Annotated in this window: 18 protein-coding genes; 14 read left to right on the top strand and 4 right to left on the bottom strand. The window is 43.3% G+C overall.

Going from position 1 to position 18,527, the window contains the following annotated elements:
• Positions 1 to 13 precede the first annotated feature (13 nt).
• From MHH92_RS13695 to MHH92_RS13705, 3 genes are all read left to right on the top strand, one after another.
• Positions 14 to 1,177, top strand: a complete 1,164-nt coding sequence (locus MHH92_RS13695) for an MFS transporter (protein WP_340904316.1) — start codon at positions 14 to 16, stop codon at positions 1,175 to 1,177.
• Between the two features lie 219 nt (positions 1,178 to 1,396).
• Complete coding sequence (locus MHH92_RS13700) at positions 1,397 to 1,963, top strand: sugar O-acetyltransferase (RefSeq protein ID WP_340904321.1); 567 nt, start codon at positions 1,397 to 1,399, stop codon at positions 1,961 to 1,963.
• Positions 1,964 to 1,998: 35 nt separating this feature from the next.
• Positions 1,999 to 2,604 (top strand): sugar O-acetyltransferase, encoded by a 606-nt coding sequence (locus tag MHH92_RS13705; RefSeq protein ID WP_340904324.1) that lies wholly within the window; start codon positions 1,999 to 2,001, stop codon positions 2,602 to 2,604.
• A 194-nt stretch (positions 2,605 to 2,798) separates the two neighbouring features.
• Here MHH92_RS13705 and MHH92_RS13710 read toward each other — a convergent pair whose 3' ends face one another.
• Entirely contained in the window at positions 2,799 to 4,223 is a 1,425-nt protein-coding gene (locus MHH92_RS13710) for a glycoside hydrolase family 1 protein (protein WP_340904327.1), read from the bottom strand.
• 342 nt (positions 4,224 to 4,565) lie between these two features.
• Between MHH92_RS13710 and MHH92_RS13715 the strand changes: the two genes are divergently transcribed.
• Positions 4,566 to 5,534, top strand: a complete 969-nt coding sequence (locus MHH92_RS13715; protein ID WP_340904329.1) for a LacI family DNA-binding transcriptional regulator — start codon at positions 4,566 to 4,568, stop codon at positions 5,532 to 5,534.
• 196 nt (positions 5,535 to 5,730) lie between these two features.
• Positions 5,731 to 6,033 carry a DUF3817 domain-containing protein gene (locus MHH92_RS13720; protein WP_340904331.1) on the top strand — a complete coding sequence of 101 codons (303 nt, stop codon included), beginning with the start codon at positions 5,731 to 5,733 and terminating at the stop codon, positions 6,031 to 6,033.
• A 79-nt stretch (positions 6,034 to 6,112) separates the two neighbouring features.
• Here the strand turns inward: MHH92_RS13720 and MHH92_RS13725 are convergent, their stop codons facing one another.
• The gene (locus MHH92_RS13725; RefSeq protein WP_167350856.1) at positions 6,113 to 6,250 is read right to left on the bottom strand and encodes a hypothetical protein; all 138 of its coding nucleotides are present in this window, start codon (positions 6,248 to 6,250) and stop codon (positions 6,113 to 6,115) included.
• A 118-nt stretch (positions 6,251 to 6,368) separates the two neighbouring features.
• Here MHH92_RS13725 and MHH92_RS13730 point away from each other — a divergent pair, with 118 nt between their 5' ends.
• From MHH92_RS13730 to MHH92_RS13755, 6 genes are all read left to right on the top strand, one after another.
• Positions 6,369 to 6,713, top strand: coding sequence for a thioredoxin family protein (locus MHH92_RS13730; protein WP_340904334.1), 345 nt, complete (start codon positions 6,369 to 6,371; stop codon positions 6,711 to 6,713).
• Positions 6,714 to 6,893: 180 nt separating this feature from the next.
• Positions 6,894 to 7,916 carry a LacI family DNA-binding transcriptional regulator gene (locus tag MHH92_RS13735; protein ID WP_017688676.1) on the top strand — a complete coding sequence of 341 codons (1,023 nt, stop codon included), beginning with the start codon at positions 6,894 to 6,896 and terminating at the stop codon, positions 7,914 to 7,916.
• Between the two features lie 119 nt (positions 7,917 to 8,035).
• A complete protein-coding gene (locus tag MHH92_RS13740) occupies positions 8,036 to 9,025 on the top strand; it encodes an ABC transporter permease (RefSeq protein WP_206099103.1) in 990 nt (329 codons plus the stop codon).
• Positions 9,026 to 9,040: 15 nt separating this feature from the next.
• A complete protein-coding gene (locus MHH92_RS13745; RefSeq protein WP_017688674.1) occupies positions 9,041 to 9,928 on the top strand; it encodes a carbohydrate ABC transporter permease in 888 nt (295 codons plus the stop codon).
• 37 nt (positions 9,929 to 9,965) lie between these two features.
• Positions 9,966 to 11,609, top strand: coding sequence for a sugar ABC transporter substrate-binding protein (locus MHH92_RS13750; protein ID WP_340904347.1), 1,644 nt, complete (start codon positions 9,966 to 9,968; stop codon positions 11,607 to 11,609).
• Positions 11,610 to 11,631: 22 nt separating this feature from the next.
• Positions 11,632 to 12,978 carry a glycoside hydrolase family 30 protein gene (locus MHH92_RS13755; RefSeq protein ID WP_340904350.1) on the top strand — a complete coding sequence of 449 codons (1,347 nt, stop codon included), beginning with the start codon at positions 11,632 to 11,634 and terminating at the stop codon, positions 12,976 to 12,978.
• Between the two features lie 114 nt (positions 12,979 to 13,092).
• On the opposite strand, the gene MHH92_RS13760 is transcribed toward MHH92_RS13755, so the two are convergent.
• Entirely contained in the window at positions 13,093 to 13,500 is a 408-nt protein-coding gene (locus MHH92_RS13760) for a hypothetical protein (protein WP_235193806.1), read from the bottom strand.
• A 287-nt stretch (positions 13,501 to 13,787) separates the two neighbouring features.
• Between MHH92_RS13760 and MHH92_RS13765 the strand changes: the two genes are divergently transcribed.
• Positions 13,788 to 14,780, top strand: a complete 993-nt coding sequence (locus tag MHH92_RS13765; RefSeq protein ID WP_156946113.1) for a hypothetical protein — start codon at positions 13,788 to 13,790, stop codon at positions 14,778 to 14,780.
• 61 nt (positions 14,781 to 14,841) lie between these two features.
• Positions 14,842 to 15,927, top strand: coding sequence for a glycosyltransferase WbsX family protein (locus tag MHH92_RS13770; protein WP_340904358.1), 1,086 nt, complete (start codon positions 14,842 to 14,844; stop codon positions 15,925 to 15,927).
• A 28-nt stretch (positions 15,928 to 15,955) separates the two neighbouring features.
• On the opposite strand, the gene MHH92_RS13775 is transcribed toward MHH92_RS13770, so the two are convergent.
• Positions 15,956 to 16,801: an AraC family transcriptional regulator gene (locus tag MHH92_RS13775; protein ID WP_101314022.1), complete on the bottom strand. Its 846-nt coding sequence runs from the start codon at positions 16,799 to 16,801 to the stop codon at positions 15,956 to 15,958.
• 122 nt (positions 16,802 to 16,923) lie between these two features.
• On the opposite strand from MHH92_RS13775, the gene MHH92_RS13780 reads away from it, so the two are divergent.
• A complete protein-coding gene (locus tag MHH92_RS13780; protein ID WP_340904362.1) occupies positions 16,924 to 18,384 on the top strand; it encodes an alpha-L-fucosidase in 1,461 nt (486 codons plus the stop codon).
• Positions 18,385 to 18,527 lie beyond the last annotated feature (143 nt).

Below are 18,527 nucleotides of genomic sequence, written 5' to 3' on the forward strand. Positions count from 1 at the left end.
GGAGGATTCAAAAATGAATAAGAAAGTATATGTGCTTGCTATCGCAGCATTTGTGGTCGGAACCGTTGAACTGATTTTGGGCGGAATTTTGGACCTGATTGCTACGGATCTTCATCTTTCCCTGGCGAAAGCCGGGTATTTAATCTCTATTTTCTCACTTGTCTATGCGTTGTCTGCACCGATTTTATTAAATATGACGGCCAGATTCGAGCGTAAAAAAGTATATATGTGTACGCTGCTTGTATTTCTAATCAGTAATCTGATCTCTGCGTTCAGTACCAGCTTTTATATGCTGATGGCGGGCAGAGCACTCGGAGCCGCAACGGGTTCCCTTATTTTTGTGCTCTCCCTGACCCTTGCAGCGCGCATTGTGGAACCACAGTATAAAGGACGCGCCGTGGGGATTATTACGATGGGAGGCAGTGCATCACTTATCCTGGGTGTACCACTTGGCATCTTTGTAGGTAACTTGGCAGGTTGGCGTGAGGTGTTTATGCTGATTGCTATTCTGACTGCAGTGGTTATGGTAGCCATCTGGATTGCAATGGACCGTGTGCAGCCTATTCCTGCTGTATCCTTGAAGAAACAGCTTACGGCTCTGTGGAATTCAAAAATGTTGGCGATCCATGCTACGACTTTGCTTGTACTTGCTGGTCACTTGACTTTATATGCGTATTTCACACCATTTCTGCAAGAAACGCTGGGTGCCAGCGCGACGATGGTTACCTTTATCTATATGATGTTTGGGATCGCCGCTGTTGCAGGGGGAGGCATAGGGGGCATGTTATCCGATCGTCTGCACCCTGCTAAAGCAATAGTCATTGTGCTGATTCCCTTTATCGTGAGTATGGCTGTCATTCCGTTCAGTGTGGGCTTGCCTTTGATCGTCTTCTTGCTGCTGTTAAGCATCTGGAGTGCGCTGAGCTGGACCGTTACACCTGTACAGAATAGTCTCATTATCAAAACGTCGCCGGAAACAGCCGAAACGCTAATCAGCACCAATTCAGGTATTGCACATGCAGGTATTGCACTGGGTACCTATATCGGTGGCATGGTGATTGATCATTCATCGATTCTGAACACCGGATGGGTTGGTTCTGTTCTGATTTTGCTTGGTTTGGTGTCTGCCATCTATGCCATTAGCGTTAAGGAAAAAACCGTTCAGGCGGTTGCTTAGAATAAAGAAATTAGACAAAAAGCTTGAACCTCTGCATTCCCATAGTTTAATGGGTGTAGAGGTTTTTTTGCTGTTTCGCTAGAGTACGCGTCAGCAGAATAAACCATTTTCATATCGAGCAAAACTTGCTTTATTCATGGTAATCTATATAATTAAAATAGTTTTAAAAAGTATTATTTAATGTTGAATTACATGATGTGTATTGAAGGAGCGGTGATCATGACTACGAAGACGGAAAAACAAAAAATGCTGGATGGCGAGCTGTACATGGCTTCGGATCTTCAGTTGTCTGAGGACAGAGAGTATGCAAGGAAAATGACGCGGACGTTTAATCAAACGACGGAAACGGACGGTGAGCTTCGCACCAAGTTATTGAAGGAACTGTTGGGATCTACAGGTGAACACCTGAGTATGGAACCTAATATTCATATGGATTATGGATATAACATTCATGTAGGCAATCATTTTTATACCAATTTTAACTGTACGATATTAGATGTGTGTGAAGTTCGTATTGGAGACCATTGCTTAATGGGGCCAGATGTACATATCTATACGGCTACTCATCCACTCCATCCGCATGAACGCAATACGGGTGCAGAATACGGCAAGCCAGTCACGATTGGCAATAATGTATGGATTGGTGGTAGAGCTGTTATTAATCCAGGGGTTACCATTGGAGACAACGTGGTCATTGCTTCCGGGTCTGTGGTTACAAAGGATGTTCCGGATAATATGATTGTGGGCGGTAATCCTGCTAGAATTATTAGAGAGATTGAGCTTTAATTTATTTTAGATAGAAGATGGGAAGTGCTTACGAAATGACGACTGAAAAAGAAAAATCCCAATTGGGGCTCTTGTATAACGCCAATTATGATCAAGAGTTAATTGAAGAGCGTTTACATGCCAAAGGGCTTTGTTACGATTATAACCAGCTTCATCCAGCCAAGATCAATGAAAGAGAAGCGTTAATCAAGAAACTGCTGGGGAAAACGACGGATCGTTTCCTGATTGAACAGCCATTTGTATGTGATTACGGCTATAATATTGAAATTGGTGAGAACTTCTATAGCAATCATAATATTGTCATGCTGGATGGAGGAAAAATCAGTTTCGGAGATAACGTTTTTGTTGCTCCCAATTGCGGATTTTATACAGCAGGCCACCCTTATGATGTTGAGCAGCGCAATGAAGGTCTGGAGATTGTTGGACCCATCACTGTAGGGAATAATGTGTGGATCGGTGGCGGTGTGACAGTTCTTGCCGGTGTGACGATTGGAGATAATACGATCATCGGCGCAGGGAGCGTAGTGACCAAGAGTATACCGTCTGGTGTGATTGCTGCGGGTAATCCTTGCAGGGTCATTCGCAAGATAACAGAAGAAGACAAAACCAAGTACAGCAGGGATGTAGTGAAGAACATCTAGTGAAGAATAAATAGTGAACAACGTGATCGTAGCTAATGAGAATGCCCGATGTGTATCATCGGGTGTTTCTTTTTGAAAATAAAAATAAAATCCCCCAGATAGAAAACATGCCAAGGTATCGTATGACCGACCACTTTTCATGTGATATGTCTGAGGGATAGAAGAAGGTATCTGTTACATTTGCTTAAAGATCCTTAACGCTGCAAACTTTTCCCGTTACTGCTGATCACTTCTTTGTACCAATGGAAGGATTTCTTGCGATAACGTTCGAGTGTTCCTGATCCATCGTCATGACGATCCACATAGATATAACCATAACGTTTTTTCAACTGGGCAGAAGACGCACTGACAACATCAATGCAACCCCATGATGTATAACCCATAATTTCAACGCCATCTTCAATAGCTTCACCAACCTGAACCAGATGATCATTCAGATACTGGATTCGGTAGTCATCTTCAACTGTTTTCTCGCCGTCCGCACCCGTGATCAATTCATCAACAGCACCAAGACCATTTTCTACAATAAACAGTGGTTTTTGATAACGGTCATAGAACATGTTAAGGACATAACGCAATCCTTGAGGGTCAATCTGCCATCCCCATTCACTTGCTGGCAGATAAGGGTTAGGTACACCCCCAAGCAGATTACCTTCACCTGCGATTTGTTTCTCCGGGTCTGCTGTCTGACAGATACTCATGTAATAACTGAAAGAAATGAAGTCTACAGTATTCAGCAACATTTCCTCGTCGCCCGCTTCCATCTGAATCTCGATTCCATTTTCACGGAAGTAACGTTTCATATAACCAGGGTAGCGACCTCTTACGTGTACATCACCGAAGAAATAGTTGCTGTGTTCGAATTCCATGACTTTAATCATATCGTCTGGATTTGGTGTCAGCGGGTAGGTAGGCATACTGAGCATCATACAACCAATCTGTGCTGTAGGAATGATCTCATGACAGAGTTTCACAGCGGAAGCACTGGCTACAAACTCATGATGGATCGCCTGATACAGATCTTGCTTGCTAAGCTTTTCCTTAGGTGTGTAGATACCACCGCTCATGAAGGGTGCTTCAAGAATCGAATTGATTTCGTTAAAAGTAAGCCAGTATTTTACTTTGTTTTTATAACGTTTAAATACGGCAGTTACATAATGCTCATAGAATCCAACCATTTTCCGGTTAACCCAGCCGTCGTATTCTTTGGACAAGTGAAGAGGTGTCTCATAGTGGGATAGCGTAACGAGTGGCTCGATCCCGTATTTGTGACACTCGTCAAACAGATCATCGTAGAATTGAAGACCTTCTTCATTTGGTTCCAGCTCGTCCCCTTTTGGGAAAATCCGGGACCAGGCGATGGAAGTACGGAATACCTTGAAGCCCATCTCGGCGAACAGTTTCACATCTTCTTTGTAGCGATGATACAGATCGATACCGATCAGTTTCATGTTATCTTCGGTTGGTTCTTCCGTGATTGGCCCCATGATGCCTTTGGGAGCTACATCCTGAGTAGATAATCCTTTGCCGCCTTGATTGTATGCACCTTCAGCCTGGTTGGCTGCAATTGCACCACCCCACAGGAAATTTTCCGGGAATTGATAAGTATGATTACTCATGTGTATCGCTCCATTCATCAAATTGATATTAAGATGATTCATGTATGACATAAAAAAAGCTTAAACGTTGTAACGGGTTACACGTCAAGTTTTACTTTTGACCCCAATCTAAGGCATACTATTATTCTAAATAAGTTCAACTAAAATTTACACGAAAACGGAGAGGACAGAAATAACCAGAAGAAGCGAAGCGGTCGCCTTTATCCCCGGATTTTCCCGTTTAGATATGGAATCAAAAAATCTGGGGATAACAGCGATCGGAAGGTTGTTCTGTCATCGAAGTGCCAGTGTAAATAATCTTAGTTGAACTTATATAGTTCGTTAGCAAGAAGGGAGTCTCCGATGTCCAAGTTTGATGAAATTATGAAGCGGTCCGGTTACTCAAAAGCGACTGTGTCACGAGTGATTAATCATTCTCCGCATGTTAGTGATGAAGCAAGACAGATCATAACGGATATTATGAAACAGTTGAATTATATTCCCAACCGGAATGCGGTATCTTTATCTACAGGGCAAACAAAGCAGATTGGAATTGTGACCTCTACCACAGGTGAGATCATTCTTACATTCATGAATCAATTCATTGATACAGCCATGGATTTTGGGTTTCAGACGATTATCTATACATCCCGTGGAGATCCGGAGATTGAATTGCAGGCGTTCGAAGATCTGCGCAGTAAACGAGTCGATGGGCTAGTTATTATTGCTTGTGTCAATGATCCTCGGAAATTAAAGGCGTATATGGAGTATGGGCCTATTGTCTCCTGGCAGCGAATGGGGAATGACGAGATTCCGTCTGTTGCTATGGATCAGGCAGAAGGGTATAAGTTAGCTCTGGAGCATCTGGTATCAAGAGGATACACTCGAATTGCGAATGCATTTGGCAGGGCTGAAAGTTTGAATACCCAAAGCCGCCGTGAAGCCTATGAATCTTTCATGAAGAGTAGAGGCATGCATGTGTGGACTGAAGCATATCAATATTCCGTATTTAGCTCCTCCGATGGCGAAGAAGCCATGCGAAGAATGGCTGAGGGGCCAGAACTTCCACAGGCCGTATTATGTTCCAATGATTATGCAGCCATCGGCATTCTGAGTGAAGCACGTAGACGGAATATTCAGGTACCGGAACAACTCGCCATTGTGGGGTTTGATGATATCGAGCTTTCCCGTGTTCTTGGAATCACGACCATACACAATCCGATTGCGGAGCAAGCCACCCAGGCTTTCCATCACTTGTGGGCTGTGTTGGGTAAAACAGAGTTGAAGACAGAGCAGCTGACATACCAGCTGATTGAGCGTGAGACGACTTGAATCCATAAGACCTGATGTGGGAATCTGATTTTATGGATTCAATAATTATTCAAATTTGAAGCATCTTCAAATCGGAGTCATACGTTATACTGAATATGAGCTTCAGAACGACATATCTGTACGGAGATGTGGCGTGAGATTTTTGTATCATGTTACAAGTTACATATTTCACAAACGATTAGCAGGAAAGGTGAGAATGGACTTTATGAAGACAGTGACAGGCCGATTCAGAATTGCGGGCATATGGGAGGGCGTATCCTTACTTCTATTGATTTTTATTGCTATGCCTCTGAAATATTTTGCAGATATCTCTTCCGCTGTAGCAGTAATGGGCATGATTCATGGTATTTTGTTTCCTTTGTACCTTATTGCACTAGTGCATTTGGCTCTGGTCAAAAAGTGGAAGATGACACGCTGGTTAATGGGTGGACTCGCCGGTCTACTGCCGTTTGGAACTTTTGTATTCGAATCTTATCTTCGGAAGAGAGATTGGAAATAAAAATCAATAAGAATAAATGAAAGCAGGCGACTAATTCAGATGTTATCCGAATTGTCGCCTGTTACTTTCTGTACAAGTACTACTTTACTGTACCTTGCTGACGATCGGACAATAAGCTGACTCCAATATCGCCAGAGGCATTCGACACAGGTGCATATGCTGAGAAGGAAGTAACAACTACCAGAGCAGTGAACAGAAATAAGAATGATTTTTTCATACCCTAACCTCTTTCATATGGGGATATATTCCATTTGATTCTAACGCATATAGGCTATACTTGAAAAGAAAAAGTTTAAATGAGCAAGCTATTGAATGACTGAAAGGGTTGAGTTGCTATGAAAGATATTCATGAGTTAACCTCCATAGAAATGGTTGAAGAAGTTATTCAACAACATGAATTGGTTTTTTTGTATGTATCTCGTCCAGAGTGCAGTGTATGTCACGCTTTACTCCCCAAGATCAGGGCGTTGCTGGAATCTTATCCATCAATATACCTGGGTCACATTAATGCTAATGATGTGGAAGAGGTTGCGTCCAAGTTTCTTATTTTTACCGTTCCAACAATGATCATGCTTGTAGAGCAGAAGGAATATATTCGAGCGGATCGTTTTGTTCGCTTGGAACGTCTGGAAGAGCAGCTGCAACAGATTCACTCCATGTATATCCAAGATGAGGAATAGAAAGCTAAACCTTCATGAACGGCGGCTCATACATGAGCCGTTTTTTTGCGCCCGCAGTGGTATATAGCTATGAAAAAAGTACATGACGCCTGAACTCACAAATTAAAGTGTTGCCATGAAAACGGTTTTATGATAATTTAAACATTATAAAAACGTTTTTATAGTAAAGGAACAAAACTTATGGCTAAGATAACGATTAAAGATGTAGCAAGGGAAGCGGGCGTATCCATATCGACGGTCTCCAACGCCTTGAATGGTGTGGATGTCTTGAACCCAGAGACGAAATCACATGTTCTTAAGGTGGCAGAGCGTTTAAATTATGTGCCCAATCTGAATGGCAAGCTGTTGAAGTCCGGTCAAACCAAAATGCTTGGTTTTTTCACTACAAGTGTATCGGGTCCGTATTTCTATAAGCTGGTTGAATCAATGTCTCGTGAATGTGATCGTCTTGGGTATGGTTTGAATGTATTTGTGACCAAGGATAAACACGTTATTATGAGTAATATTCTGGGTCGGCGGGTGGATGGTGTCATTATCTACGAAGAGCTTCGGATTGATGAGCAAGATATTATCGCCATGGAGAAAGACAAGATCAAGGCGGTTTTTCTGGATCGGGTCTATCAGAGTGATACGATGGGAAGTGTCATTTTTGACTCGTATGTGGCTGCTTATGAAGCAACCAAGTATTTAATTGGGCTGGGGCACAAGAAAATTGCTTATATTTCGGGTGTGGACACGATGTTTGACAGTGTGCAGCGTAGAGACGGCTATTTGGCTGCCTTGCATGAATACCAGCTTCCAATCGATGAAGATTACATTATACAAGGGTATTTTGAGGAGGAGAGCACGTATAGTGCGATAAAATCTTTTCTTCATTTGCACCCCGGCAAGCGGCCTGATGCATTTCTTGCAGGGAATGACTTGAGTGCAATTGGCTGTATGCATGCGTTGAAGTCTGAGGGCTTTGAAGTGCCTCAAGATGTTAGTGTCGTGGGTTTTGACGATATTGATATCGCACAGTATTTTTCTCCACCGCTTACAACGGTAAGAAATCAAATTGCAAGACAGGGTATCCTGGCAATCAATCAACTGGTGGGTATGATTAAGGAGAAAGAACAAGGGGCTGCGCAAAAATTGGCGGGTGAGCTGGTGGTTAGAGGTTCAAGCCATGTGAAGATCGACCGGAAAGACTACCGTACATAAGTTGACTCAGCTTCTTCTCCGGTCTTTTTTTACATAAATAAAAACAAAGGGGTTTTTTATGTCGAAAAATAAAAACGTTTTTATATAAATGTATGTATGATGGAGGGGAGTAAAAAAACGTGGATAAATTAGCCGTAGAGACTTCAACCGGTAAAAATGCGATCAGTCCCAATGGGAAGAAACCCATCGGGCAACGGATTAAAGAATTCATAGTCGATTATCGGAGACAATGGGAGATTCAATCAATGATTATCCCGGGCATTATATTTATGATTATTTTCTGTTATATCCCGATTTACGGTTTAACAATTGCCTTCAAAAATTACACGGTCATTGATACGCTGGCTACTGCTCCTTGGGTAGGGCTGGATAATTTCAGAATCATTTTGTCAGACAAATACTTCTGGGATGCAGTTGTGAATACACTGGGGATCAGTTTTTTGAAATTGGGTATAGGCTTCGTCATTCCCATTATTCTCGCGATCATGATCTATGAGTTAAACAGCGGACGCTTCAAGAAGTTTGTGCAAACGGTTTCATATTTACCTCACTTTTTGTCCTGGATCGTACTTGGGGGAATGCTGATCACCTGGTTTTCGACAACGGGCTTATTTAATCAGTTGTTACTTAGCCTGGGAGTGATCTCGCAACCGCAGAACATCTTGCTGGATGCAGGAAAGTATTGGTGGATTGCTACGTTATCGGATATTTGGAAAGAAGCAGGTTGGGGAACGATTCTGTATCTGGCGATCATGGCAAAGATTGATCCTACGTATTATGAAGCGGCCAAAATTGATGGTGCAAGCCGTCTTAGACAGATCTGGAATATCACATTGCCTAATATGAGATCCATTATCAGCCTAAATCTGATTTTAACTGTAAGCGGTTTATTAGGGTCCAATCTGGATCAGACACTGGTCCTCATGAACTCCCAGAACCGCGACAAAGCAGAAGTCATTAATTCGTACGTCTATCGTATGGGGATGTCTCAGGGCGACTTTTCATATGCAACGGCCGTTGGCTTGGGTGTCTCCATCATCTCTGTCATTCTACTCGTCACGGCAAACAAAATCACAAGCAAATTAAACGATAATCAATCTGTGTTGTAGAAGGAGGCATCCCGCGTGAATGGAAAGGTGGCAAAAGAAGATCTCGATAGTCGGATCTTTGATACCTTAAATATGATTTTGTTAATCATCTGTACGATCGTTATTCTGGTCCCGCTCTGGAATGTCATCATCTCTTCCTTTAGCTCAGGCAAAGCGTTGGCGGAAGGTGGGTTCATCTTCTGGTCACCGGAATTCTCGCTGGAGAATTACAGAGCTGTATTCAATGATCAGGGCATCTGGCAGGCCTTCTTCATATCGGTGTCCAAAACAACGATTGGCGTTGTTACACATGTGTTCTTCTGTGCCATGGTTGGTTACGGTCTGAGCAAAAAGTACATAAGAGGCCGTAAATTATACGTTGCCATGGGTGTTATTACCATGTTCTTCTCGGGCGGCATGATCCCGACATACCTGTTAATCAAATCACTTGGATTGTTAAACAGCTTCTGGGTGTACATTATTCCGGCGTTGTTCAGCTTCTATGATGTCGTAATTCTGATGAATTTCTTCCGGAATGTCCCGGATTCGCTGGAAGAATCGGCCAAGATTGACGGTGCAGGCGATTGGCATATTTTCCTGAAAATCTTCATTCCACTCTCCATGCCTGCCATGGCTACAATTGCGCTATTTAATGGGGTGGGGCAATGGAACGACTTCATGACAACCAAGTTATACATTACCGATCAGTCACTGTATCCACTTCAGATGATGTTGTATGAGATTATCGTTCAGTCCCAGACACAATCCATGCAAAATGTCGGGGGTTCGGCTGTGATAGAAACAACGACCAAAGGCGTGCAGCTAGCCACCATTGTCATTACGACACTCCCTATCGTGCTGATCTATCCCATCGTTCAGAGATACTTTATCTCGGGAATGATGCTCGGAGCAGTCAAGGAATAGGAGCAACCAATACCCCATTTTGAGGAGGAACAAAAATATGTTGAAGTTGAACAAGGCAGCAGGCAAAAAAGGGATTAAATTGCTCGCAACACTGCTCACAGCCGTACTTATGATTACAGGTTGCAGTGGTGGATCGGGGGGCTCTAGTGAAGGGAACTGGGTATCCATTGAAGATCGTTATACGGTTGACCCGGAAAAGCCAGCTTGGCAGTTGGATAAAAAGGAAGAGGCTACCGACCTGACATGGTACGTCAATGCGGACTGGTGGAACACTGATTTTGGCAAGGACATTGTTACCAAGAAAATCAAAGAGGATCTGAACATCAATATTAAATTTATCACAGGTGATGATACCAAGTTAAACACCTTTTTCGCCGGTGGAGATATGCCTGACTTGCTGACCGTATTTGACTCCAATTCTCCTGTGGTACAAAAAGCTGCAACCTGGGCGATGCCGCTGAACGATCTGGCGGAAAAATATGATCCTTACTTCAATAAGGTAGCGGCTGCCGATACATTGAACTGGTTCCAATTGGCGGATGGTAAAACCTATGGTTACCCGAACTATTCCAATACACAGGAGGATTATGATAGCGGTAACATTCCTGCCAAAACGGCATTTATCATTCGTAAAGATGTGTACGAAGCTTTGGGTAGTCCGGTCATTGGAACGCCAGAAGAATTCCAGAATGTGATGAAACGAATTAAGCAAGAGTTCCCTGCGCTGATTCCATTCGGCTTTAATGCCGTAGGAGAAGGAACGGGTTCACTCGGAGATACGTTGCAAGACTTCATTGGTGTTCCGCTTGAGAACGAGAATGGAGAATTCTATGATCGTAATCTGGATGAAGATTACCTCACGTGGTTGAAAACATTGAACACCGTGTATAGAGACGGCAATATCAGTGATGACAGTTTTGCCGATGATGGAACCGCTTTTGAGGAAAAAGTGAAGTCCGGTAAATATGCGACCATGCTGCTTGACGGTACACCTCAACAAGGAGGAAACCTGCAAATCTACATGAGTGCCAATCCAGGCAAAGAATATGTTGCTATCGATGGACCGCAGAGTACCAAAGGTAATGCACCAACATTGAATCAATCCGGAATAACCGGGTGGATGATCAATTTCATTTCCAAGGACTGTAAAGATCCGGCCAAGGCCATTCAGATATTCACATACTTGCTGAGTGAAGAAGGACAGACGCTTATGAATTACGGGATCGAAGGGGAAACCTACCAAACCAAAGCCGACGGTAGTGTAGAATTGCTGCCAGCAGTGAAAGACATGCAACTGAATAACGCAGATCAATTCAAAAAGGATTATCGGATGGGTGAGTTTATGTTCTTCGGTCATGACCGCCACAAAGCACTCAGTGCAGATGCTTTTCCGGAAGCGATTAAACAGATGCAGGAGTGGGGCAAAGGCAAGCTGAAACCACACTTTATTCTGGAGAATATTAGCCCGGATCAAGGTACACCTGAAGCTCGTGCGTTGTCAGCAATCAATACGAAGTGGAATACAACGCTGGTCAGTATGGTACGGTCCAAGGATGATGCCTCGTATGACAATGCACTGGCTTCTTACAAGTCATTTTTAGGTGAGAACCGTTGGGAAGAGATTGTGAAGGTACGCAGTGAAAAGATGAAATTGAACAAAGAGAAACTAGGCATTCAATAATAGAAATACAAAGGAGAATCCTATGACGACATTTAAAATGTACAAATCTACGGGTGAAGAAGATTTATTTGTATCTCTATCCCAAGAGCAATTGAAACCACTAGATGCTGATAAGGAGACAACGACCATCCATCTGGATGATCAGTTAACGTATCAGGAGATGGACGGATTTGGTGCTTCTTTTACCGATTCATCTGCCTATTTGATCAACCAAATCTTGAGTGAGGAGCAGCGGGAAGAGGTTATGACCCGGCTGTTCCATCCAGAGAAAGGTATTGGGCTCTCGGTCATCCGAAATCCGATGGGAGCTTCGGACTATGCGAGAACGATATACAGTTATAACGATATGCCAGAACAGAAGGTAGACCCGAAATTAACCCAATTCAGCATTGTACATGATGAAGAGGACGTTATTCCTTTAACGCAAAAGGCGTTGGCATTGAACCCTGAAATGAAACTGTTTGCTTCACCATGGAGTGCACCGGGATGGATGAAAACGAGCGGATCGATGATTACCGGACAGTTGAAGGTTGAATGGTATCCCGTTTATGCTGAATATTTCGTGAAATACATTCAAGCGTATGGCAAGCATGGATTACCGATCCATGCCATTACACCACAGAATGAGGCGCTTTATGAACCCGGGCACTATCCTGGTATGTTGATGCCAGCCGAGGCCCAAGCAGATTTTATCAAAAACCATCTCAAACCAGCCTTTGTGCAAAACGATATTCAAACCAAAATTCTCTGTTACGATCACAACTGGGATCAACCGGACTATCCCCTGACTGTACTTGAACAAGCGGGAGAGGAAGTGGATGGCGTAGCCTGGCATTGGTACGGGGGCGATGCTTCTGCTCAAACGAAGGTTTATGAAGCTGTTGCAGGGAAAGAAGTGCATTTCACTGAAGGTTCGGGTGGAGAGTGGATTCCGCCATTTGAGCAAGCCTTCTCAAATGTGATGCGAACGGGAATTCAGATTCTTCGCAATTACAGCAAGTCCTTTGTACTTTGGAATATGGCACTTGATGAGAACAACGGGCCGACAGTTCCGGGATTTGGCCGCAGTACGTGTCGTGGGATCGTACAGGTGAATCAGCAAACAAAGGAACTTACGTATACACTTGATTATTATGCTCTGGCTCATTTCAGTGCTGTGATCCGCCCGAAGGCTGTTCGGATCGAATCAACATCCAGTGATGATGGAATTTGTTCTGTGGCTTTTAAAAATGCCGATGGTTCCGTAGCTGTAGTCCTCTTCAATGATGGGGAGAAAACGGGCAACATACAGGTTAAGCTGCGCGACGATGTATTGATGAAGTTCCAGCTGGAAAGCAAGAGTGTCTTGTCCGTATTGATCACAGATTAATAAATAGATGGAGTTATAAGTAGGCTTCATCAGAAAAGAAACCAAAAGAAGCGATATCCGGAATGTACTCGGATATCGCTTCTTTTGGTGAAATTCATCTGATTCAGGGTTATATTATACGGGTTGAATGGCGAGATGGGGTGTCCCGCTACTTTCATCAACGAACAGTATATATTGATTGCCAGCAGTCCCTGTTAAGACCAGACCGGGTTGACCTGCAACACCAGGATTGTAATATCTGAATTGTTGCAAAACGGGGAGGGAGACTGGAAGAGTAGGTTGATTAAGTGCCATTAATTGTGTAGCGGCCTTAACGCTATCTCCAGCTTCAATCACTCCGCCTACACCCAAATGGTTGACAATCGAGGAGCTGGCGTTGATTTGAAGGCTTCCTGTTATGGTCTGACTGCCATTGACGTTTAGATCGACACCAACGGTTTGATTACCATTAACTTGCAGATCTTGGTTAATGGTCTGATTACCGGTGACAAGGATGCTATCAAATGTTGGCAAAGATATCATCTCCTATATAGTATTCTTATATTCTATGAGGACAAGATCTGGAATGATCCGGGTGGCTACACATTATATACTTGGGATAAAGCCCCTTTTGCAGATAAAGAGTTAGCGAAACACTATTTCGTGCATATTGTAGGCAGAGAATGTTTTCGCATGGAACAGGAGGGTTTGTTATCCAAAAGAAGTCAAGAACGCAGGTTAAGTCCACGAAAAAGAAACGTTCAGTTCATGATGCGAACCGGTTATTCCTGAGACAGATGAATGTGGTTCTGAACAGGAAACTCAAATCCATGCGTAAACATATGGAAGTACAGCAATTGGAACTGAATCAGCAATGGCTGAAAATGATGCAGGTGGGAAGCATACCTACCCGAGAAGTACCAAAAGTGATCTATAAGGAGTTAAATGTGCTTCTTATCACTCCTTGTAATGACCGAGAAATGTCATCACATTGTGTCCTGATTGAACAGAGTCTGAAACATCTCGTGAGAAATGTGAATGAGATTAAATATATCGAAACCGTGTCAGCCTGTTTGTCTTCCTATGATGTTGACCTGATTATGGTTATCGGAAGCCGAGAAAACTTGCCGGATGAGAATATTACAGCATTAAGGACATCCACCGTGAAAAAGGCCATCTGGTTGTCTGCCGATCAACAAGTGAATCAAAGCGAAACTATTCTACCGATTTTTGATCACGTGTTTACACAACATTCAACCCAAATAAGCGATGATCAGCATCATATGGGAAGCACTGGTAGTCATGAACTGTTCATGCCACCTGATCCACATATATTCTGTCCGCAAGCTGTTCCCTCGGAGTACGAATCGGATGTTTATATCATCGGGGATGCAGAATCGGATGGCATCGTCAACGCTGTTGCCAAATCGGGTCTTTTGGATAACAAAAAGGTTCGGGTAGATGGAAAGGGTTGGGCACAGATCGGGGATTTCAAGCCTGTTCATACGAATGAAGCTCGTCAGATGTTATATAACGGAAGCAAACTGGTTATTCATCGTGGCGAATCAATCAAAAACGTGATGGAAATTGCCGCATGTGGGACGTTTCAACTCATAGGACCATCTGTGAATCAGAGCAACGTGATTGACCTTAGTAACTTTCAACAATACAACTCTTGTGAAGAGCTCACTCAGAAGTTTGAACTTTACTGGCATAGTGTTGATGCAAGGAGACTGGCCGCTAGCCATGCTCTGGCATACATGAAATATAATCAATCCCATCTACAAAAAACATTGCGACTGCTGGATATCATTTTCATATAAATCATCCCAAAAATCACAGGAGCGTAGGCTGCATCATGTTGCTGCATTGGAGGAGTTCTGATTGAAGGTAATTGCTCTGCATCTGCCCCAATTTCACCGGATTGAGGAGAACGACCGATGGTGGGGGGACGGTTTTACCGAATGGACGAATGTAAAAAAAGCCGCGCCTTTATATTCGGGTCATCATCAGCCTAAACAGCCATTTCAGGGGAAATATTATGACCTTTCCGATCCAGATGTACGAAAGTGGCAAGCGGAAACGGCTAAACAGCATGGCATTTATGGATTTTGTTATTATCATTATTGGTTCAAAGGCAAGCGTTTGCTGGAAAAACCAGTGAATGAAATTTTGGATAGTGGGGAGCCTGATTTTCCTTTTTGCTTGTCCTGGGCCAATGAGACATGGACAAGAAAATGGGATGGGCAAGAATCCGATATTCTCATGGCCCAGAATTATGGGGATCGAGAGGATTGGGAAGAACATTTTAATTATCTGGTAAAAGTATTTAAGGACAAACGATATATTCGAGTGGAAGGTAAGCCGTTGTTTGTGATCTATCGACCAGCCAGTATTCCGCAATGTGAGGAAATGATTCAGTTTTGGCGTGAATTGGCTTTGAAGCATGGCCTGAAAGGGATTCATTTTGTGCAGACCATTGGTGGATTCCCTACATTTAATCGTCAGGTCTTTGATGCGAGTATGGAATTTGAACCGCATTATACGTTTGCACATGGACATATGAATGGAATCTGGATCGAAATGAACATCAAGGGACAGCAGCATATTGCTGTGAATTACGACAAGGTATGGTCCTCCATTCTCGAACGAACACCACACCGTAACGGAGAAATTGTCTATCCAGGTGCTTTTGTCAATTGGGATAATACACCGCGGAGAGGTGTTGACGGACAGAGTACGCTCGGGGCCACCCCAGAGAAGTTTGGGCTGTATCTGTCCAGACAGATGGAACGAGCGAGGACGCTGTACAAAAGTGAATATCTTTTTGTTAATGCCTGGAATGAGTGGGCGGAAGGGGCATATCTTGAGCCGGATCAAAACTATGGTTATGCTTATTTGAGAGAACTCAAGAAAGTAACTCAGCATGAATCGAACAGAAACAAGTCTATAGGAGGGAGTTCCGAATGAGGGAACTCTCTCTTTGCTTTGAGTTTATTTATAGACCATGTTTCGTTGTAAGTACCGTTTGTTGTTTGCGGTACTCCGTTGGAGTTAACCCTGTATGCTTTTTGAACTGTCTGGAGAAATAATACAAATCACTGAAACCGAGATGCTCGGCGATGGTGGTTATTGTGTTCGGGGTGCAGGCCAGCAACTCCTTGGCCTTATCGATTTTTTTGCCAGTAATATAGAGGATCGGAGGAACACCGATCTGCTGCTTGAAGAATCGAATGAAATAATTCGGATGCATGTAGGCGATCTGGGCCAGATCCTGAACCGAAATATTCTCTTCGATGTTGGAATCAATATAAGCCAGAATGGTGGACAGTTTCTCCATGACAGGCACGTTAATAAAAGAGATCTGATCCAGATCCAGATTCATTATATAGTGGGACAGTAGCTCGGTTAGTTTGCTCTTGGCCATCATATGGCCATAGACTTCATCGGATTTTGCATATGTAAGGATACTGCTGAAGATTGCTTGAATCAACTCAGGTTGATCTATCGTACAGATGTGTGGGAATTTCAGAATTTGGAACAAATTGATTCCCCCAACCTTTGCGCTAAAGTGACACCAATATTTGAGAAAAGGACGGTCATTAATAGCAGAGTAGGACTGTTGGATCCCCTCTGGCATTAAAATAAGCTGATTAGGTGCAGGGTAATACTCCTCATCCCCAATTTTGAGCCAACCTTCACCTTCGCATATGAAATAAAACTTGCTGTAATCGGGCGTGTAATCCAGATCCCGCCAATCCGTATCGCACCGATTGTAATTGACCATGAATAATTCGACTTGGAGATTGGACAGGTAGTTCGTAAGCAAAGTTTGATGATTCATACTTTTCATCTCCATACAAGGTTATTATTGTCCATCTAAAAGTTAGTGTTCTGCATGTCTATCTTTCGGCCGTAGTACTACAATACAACTACAGACAATAACAGAAGGGATGAGAACATCTCATGGACAAAAACGAATATTTGCAACATATTGAAGCAACGATTGAGAGCGGTAAATTCAAGGACAACTGGAGTTCGCTTAGCACCTTCCAAGTTCCAGAATGGTACCCAAAAGCGAAATTCGGCATATTCATTCACTGGGGGCTATATTCTGTACCGGCCTATGATAGCGAATGGTATTCGCGAAATATGTACATACAAGGCACCAAAGCTTTTGAACATCACCTTGAGGTGTATGGACCTCATAAGGACTTTGGATATAAAGACTTCATTCCGATGTTTCGTGCAGAGAAGTTTGATGCAGACGAATGGGCAACGTTATTCAAACAGGCTGGAGCCAGATATGTTATGCCTGTGGCAGAGCACCATGATGGTTTTCAGATGTACAAAAGCTCTATCTCTCACTATAACACATATGAAATGGGGCCCAAACGGGATCTTCTGGGTGAGATGAAGGTTGCATACGAGAAGCAGGGGCTGACATTATGCGTGTCGTCTCACCGCGCCGAGCACTGGTTCTTCATGTCTCACGGGAAGGAGTTTGATTCAGATATTAAGGAACCCCTGGAGCGTGGGGATTTCTATTGGCCTGCCATGCCTGAACCCAAGGATCACTTCGACTTGTATGACTCACCTCCAACCGAGGAGTATCTGGAGGACTGGTTGATTCGCTGCTGTGAACTGGTCGATCAATACCAGCCAAAGGTCTTTTATTTCGATTGGTGGATTCAAACGGTTGCGTTCAAACCCTATCTTAAAAAATTTGCTGCCTATTATTATAACAAAGGCGAAGAGTGGGGCGTGCCTGTAGCTATCAATTATAAACATGAGGCCTACATGTTTGGGAGTGCCGTTCCGGATGTGGAGCGGGGACAGTTCGCTGAGCTCAAGCCCTATTTTTGGCAAACGGATACAGCTGTCGCTAAAAACTCATGGTGTTATACGGAAAATAATAACTATAAAACGGCTGAAGAGATCATTCGGGATCTCGTCGATATTGTAAGCAAAAACGGAAATTTACTGCTGAACATTGGGCCAAAAGCAGACGGCAGCATACCGGAAGAAGATCGTGACATTTTGCTGAGCATTGGCAAGTGGCTGGAAGTGAATGGGGAAGCGATCTATGACACGTCATTCTGGCGTACGTTTGGCGAGGGTCCGACAGAGGTGAAAGAAGGGCAATTCACGGATGGGGATACGAAGATATTTACGAGTGAAGATATACGGTTTACGTTAAAAGAAAGCAGTCTGTATGCCACGGTTCTTGCCTATCCAGATAACGGGGTGGTGCAGATTAAATCCCTGAAGGAAAATTCTCATCATTTTCAAGGGGTCATTCAAGATATTCAGGTACTTGGTTACGAGGAACAACCGAAATGGGAGAGAACAGCGGACGCACTGATGATCACAACGACAACTGTGAAGAGTAATGCACCGATTGTTTTCAAAATTAAATTGGACTAGTCAACAAAGATAAATTAAATACTGTAAATATAAAAAGGGCGCATCCAGGAGTATTGTACTCATCGGATAGCGCTCTTTTGGTTGGGCTATACATAAGGCTGTCTTCCATGCAAAATCCTCTCCATGATAATGGAGGCTGCTCC

It is taken from the genome of Paenibacillus sp. FSL M7-1414, assembly GCF_038003195.1.
In the GTDB taxonomy this organism is placed as follows: Bacteria; Bacillota; Bacilli; order Paenibacillales; family Paenibacillaceae; genus Paenibacillus; species Paenibacillus amylolyticus.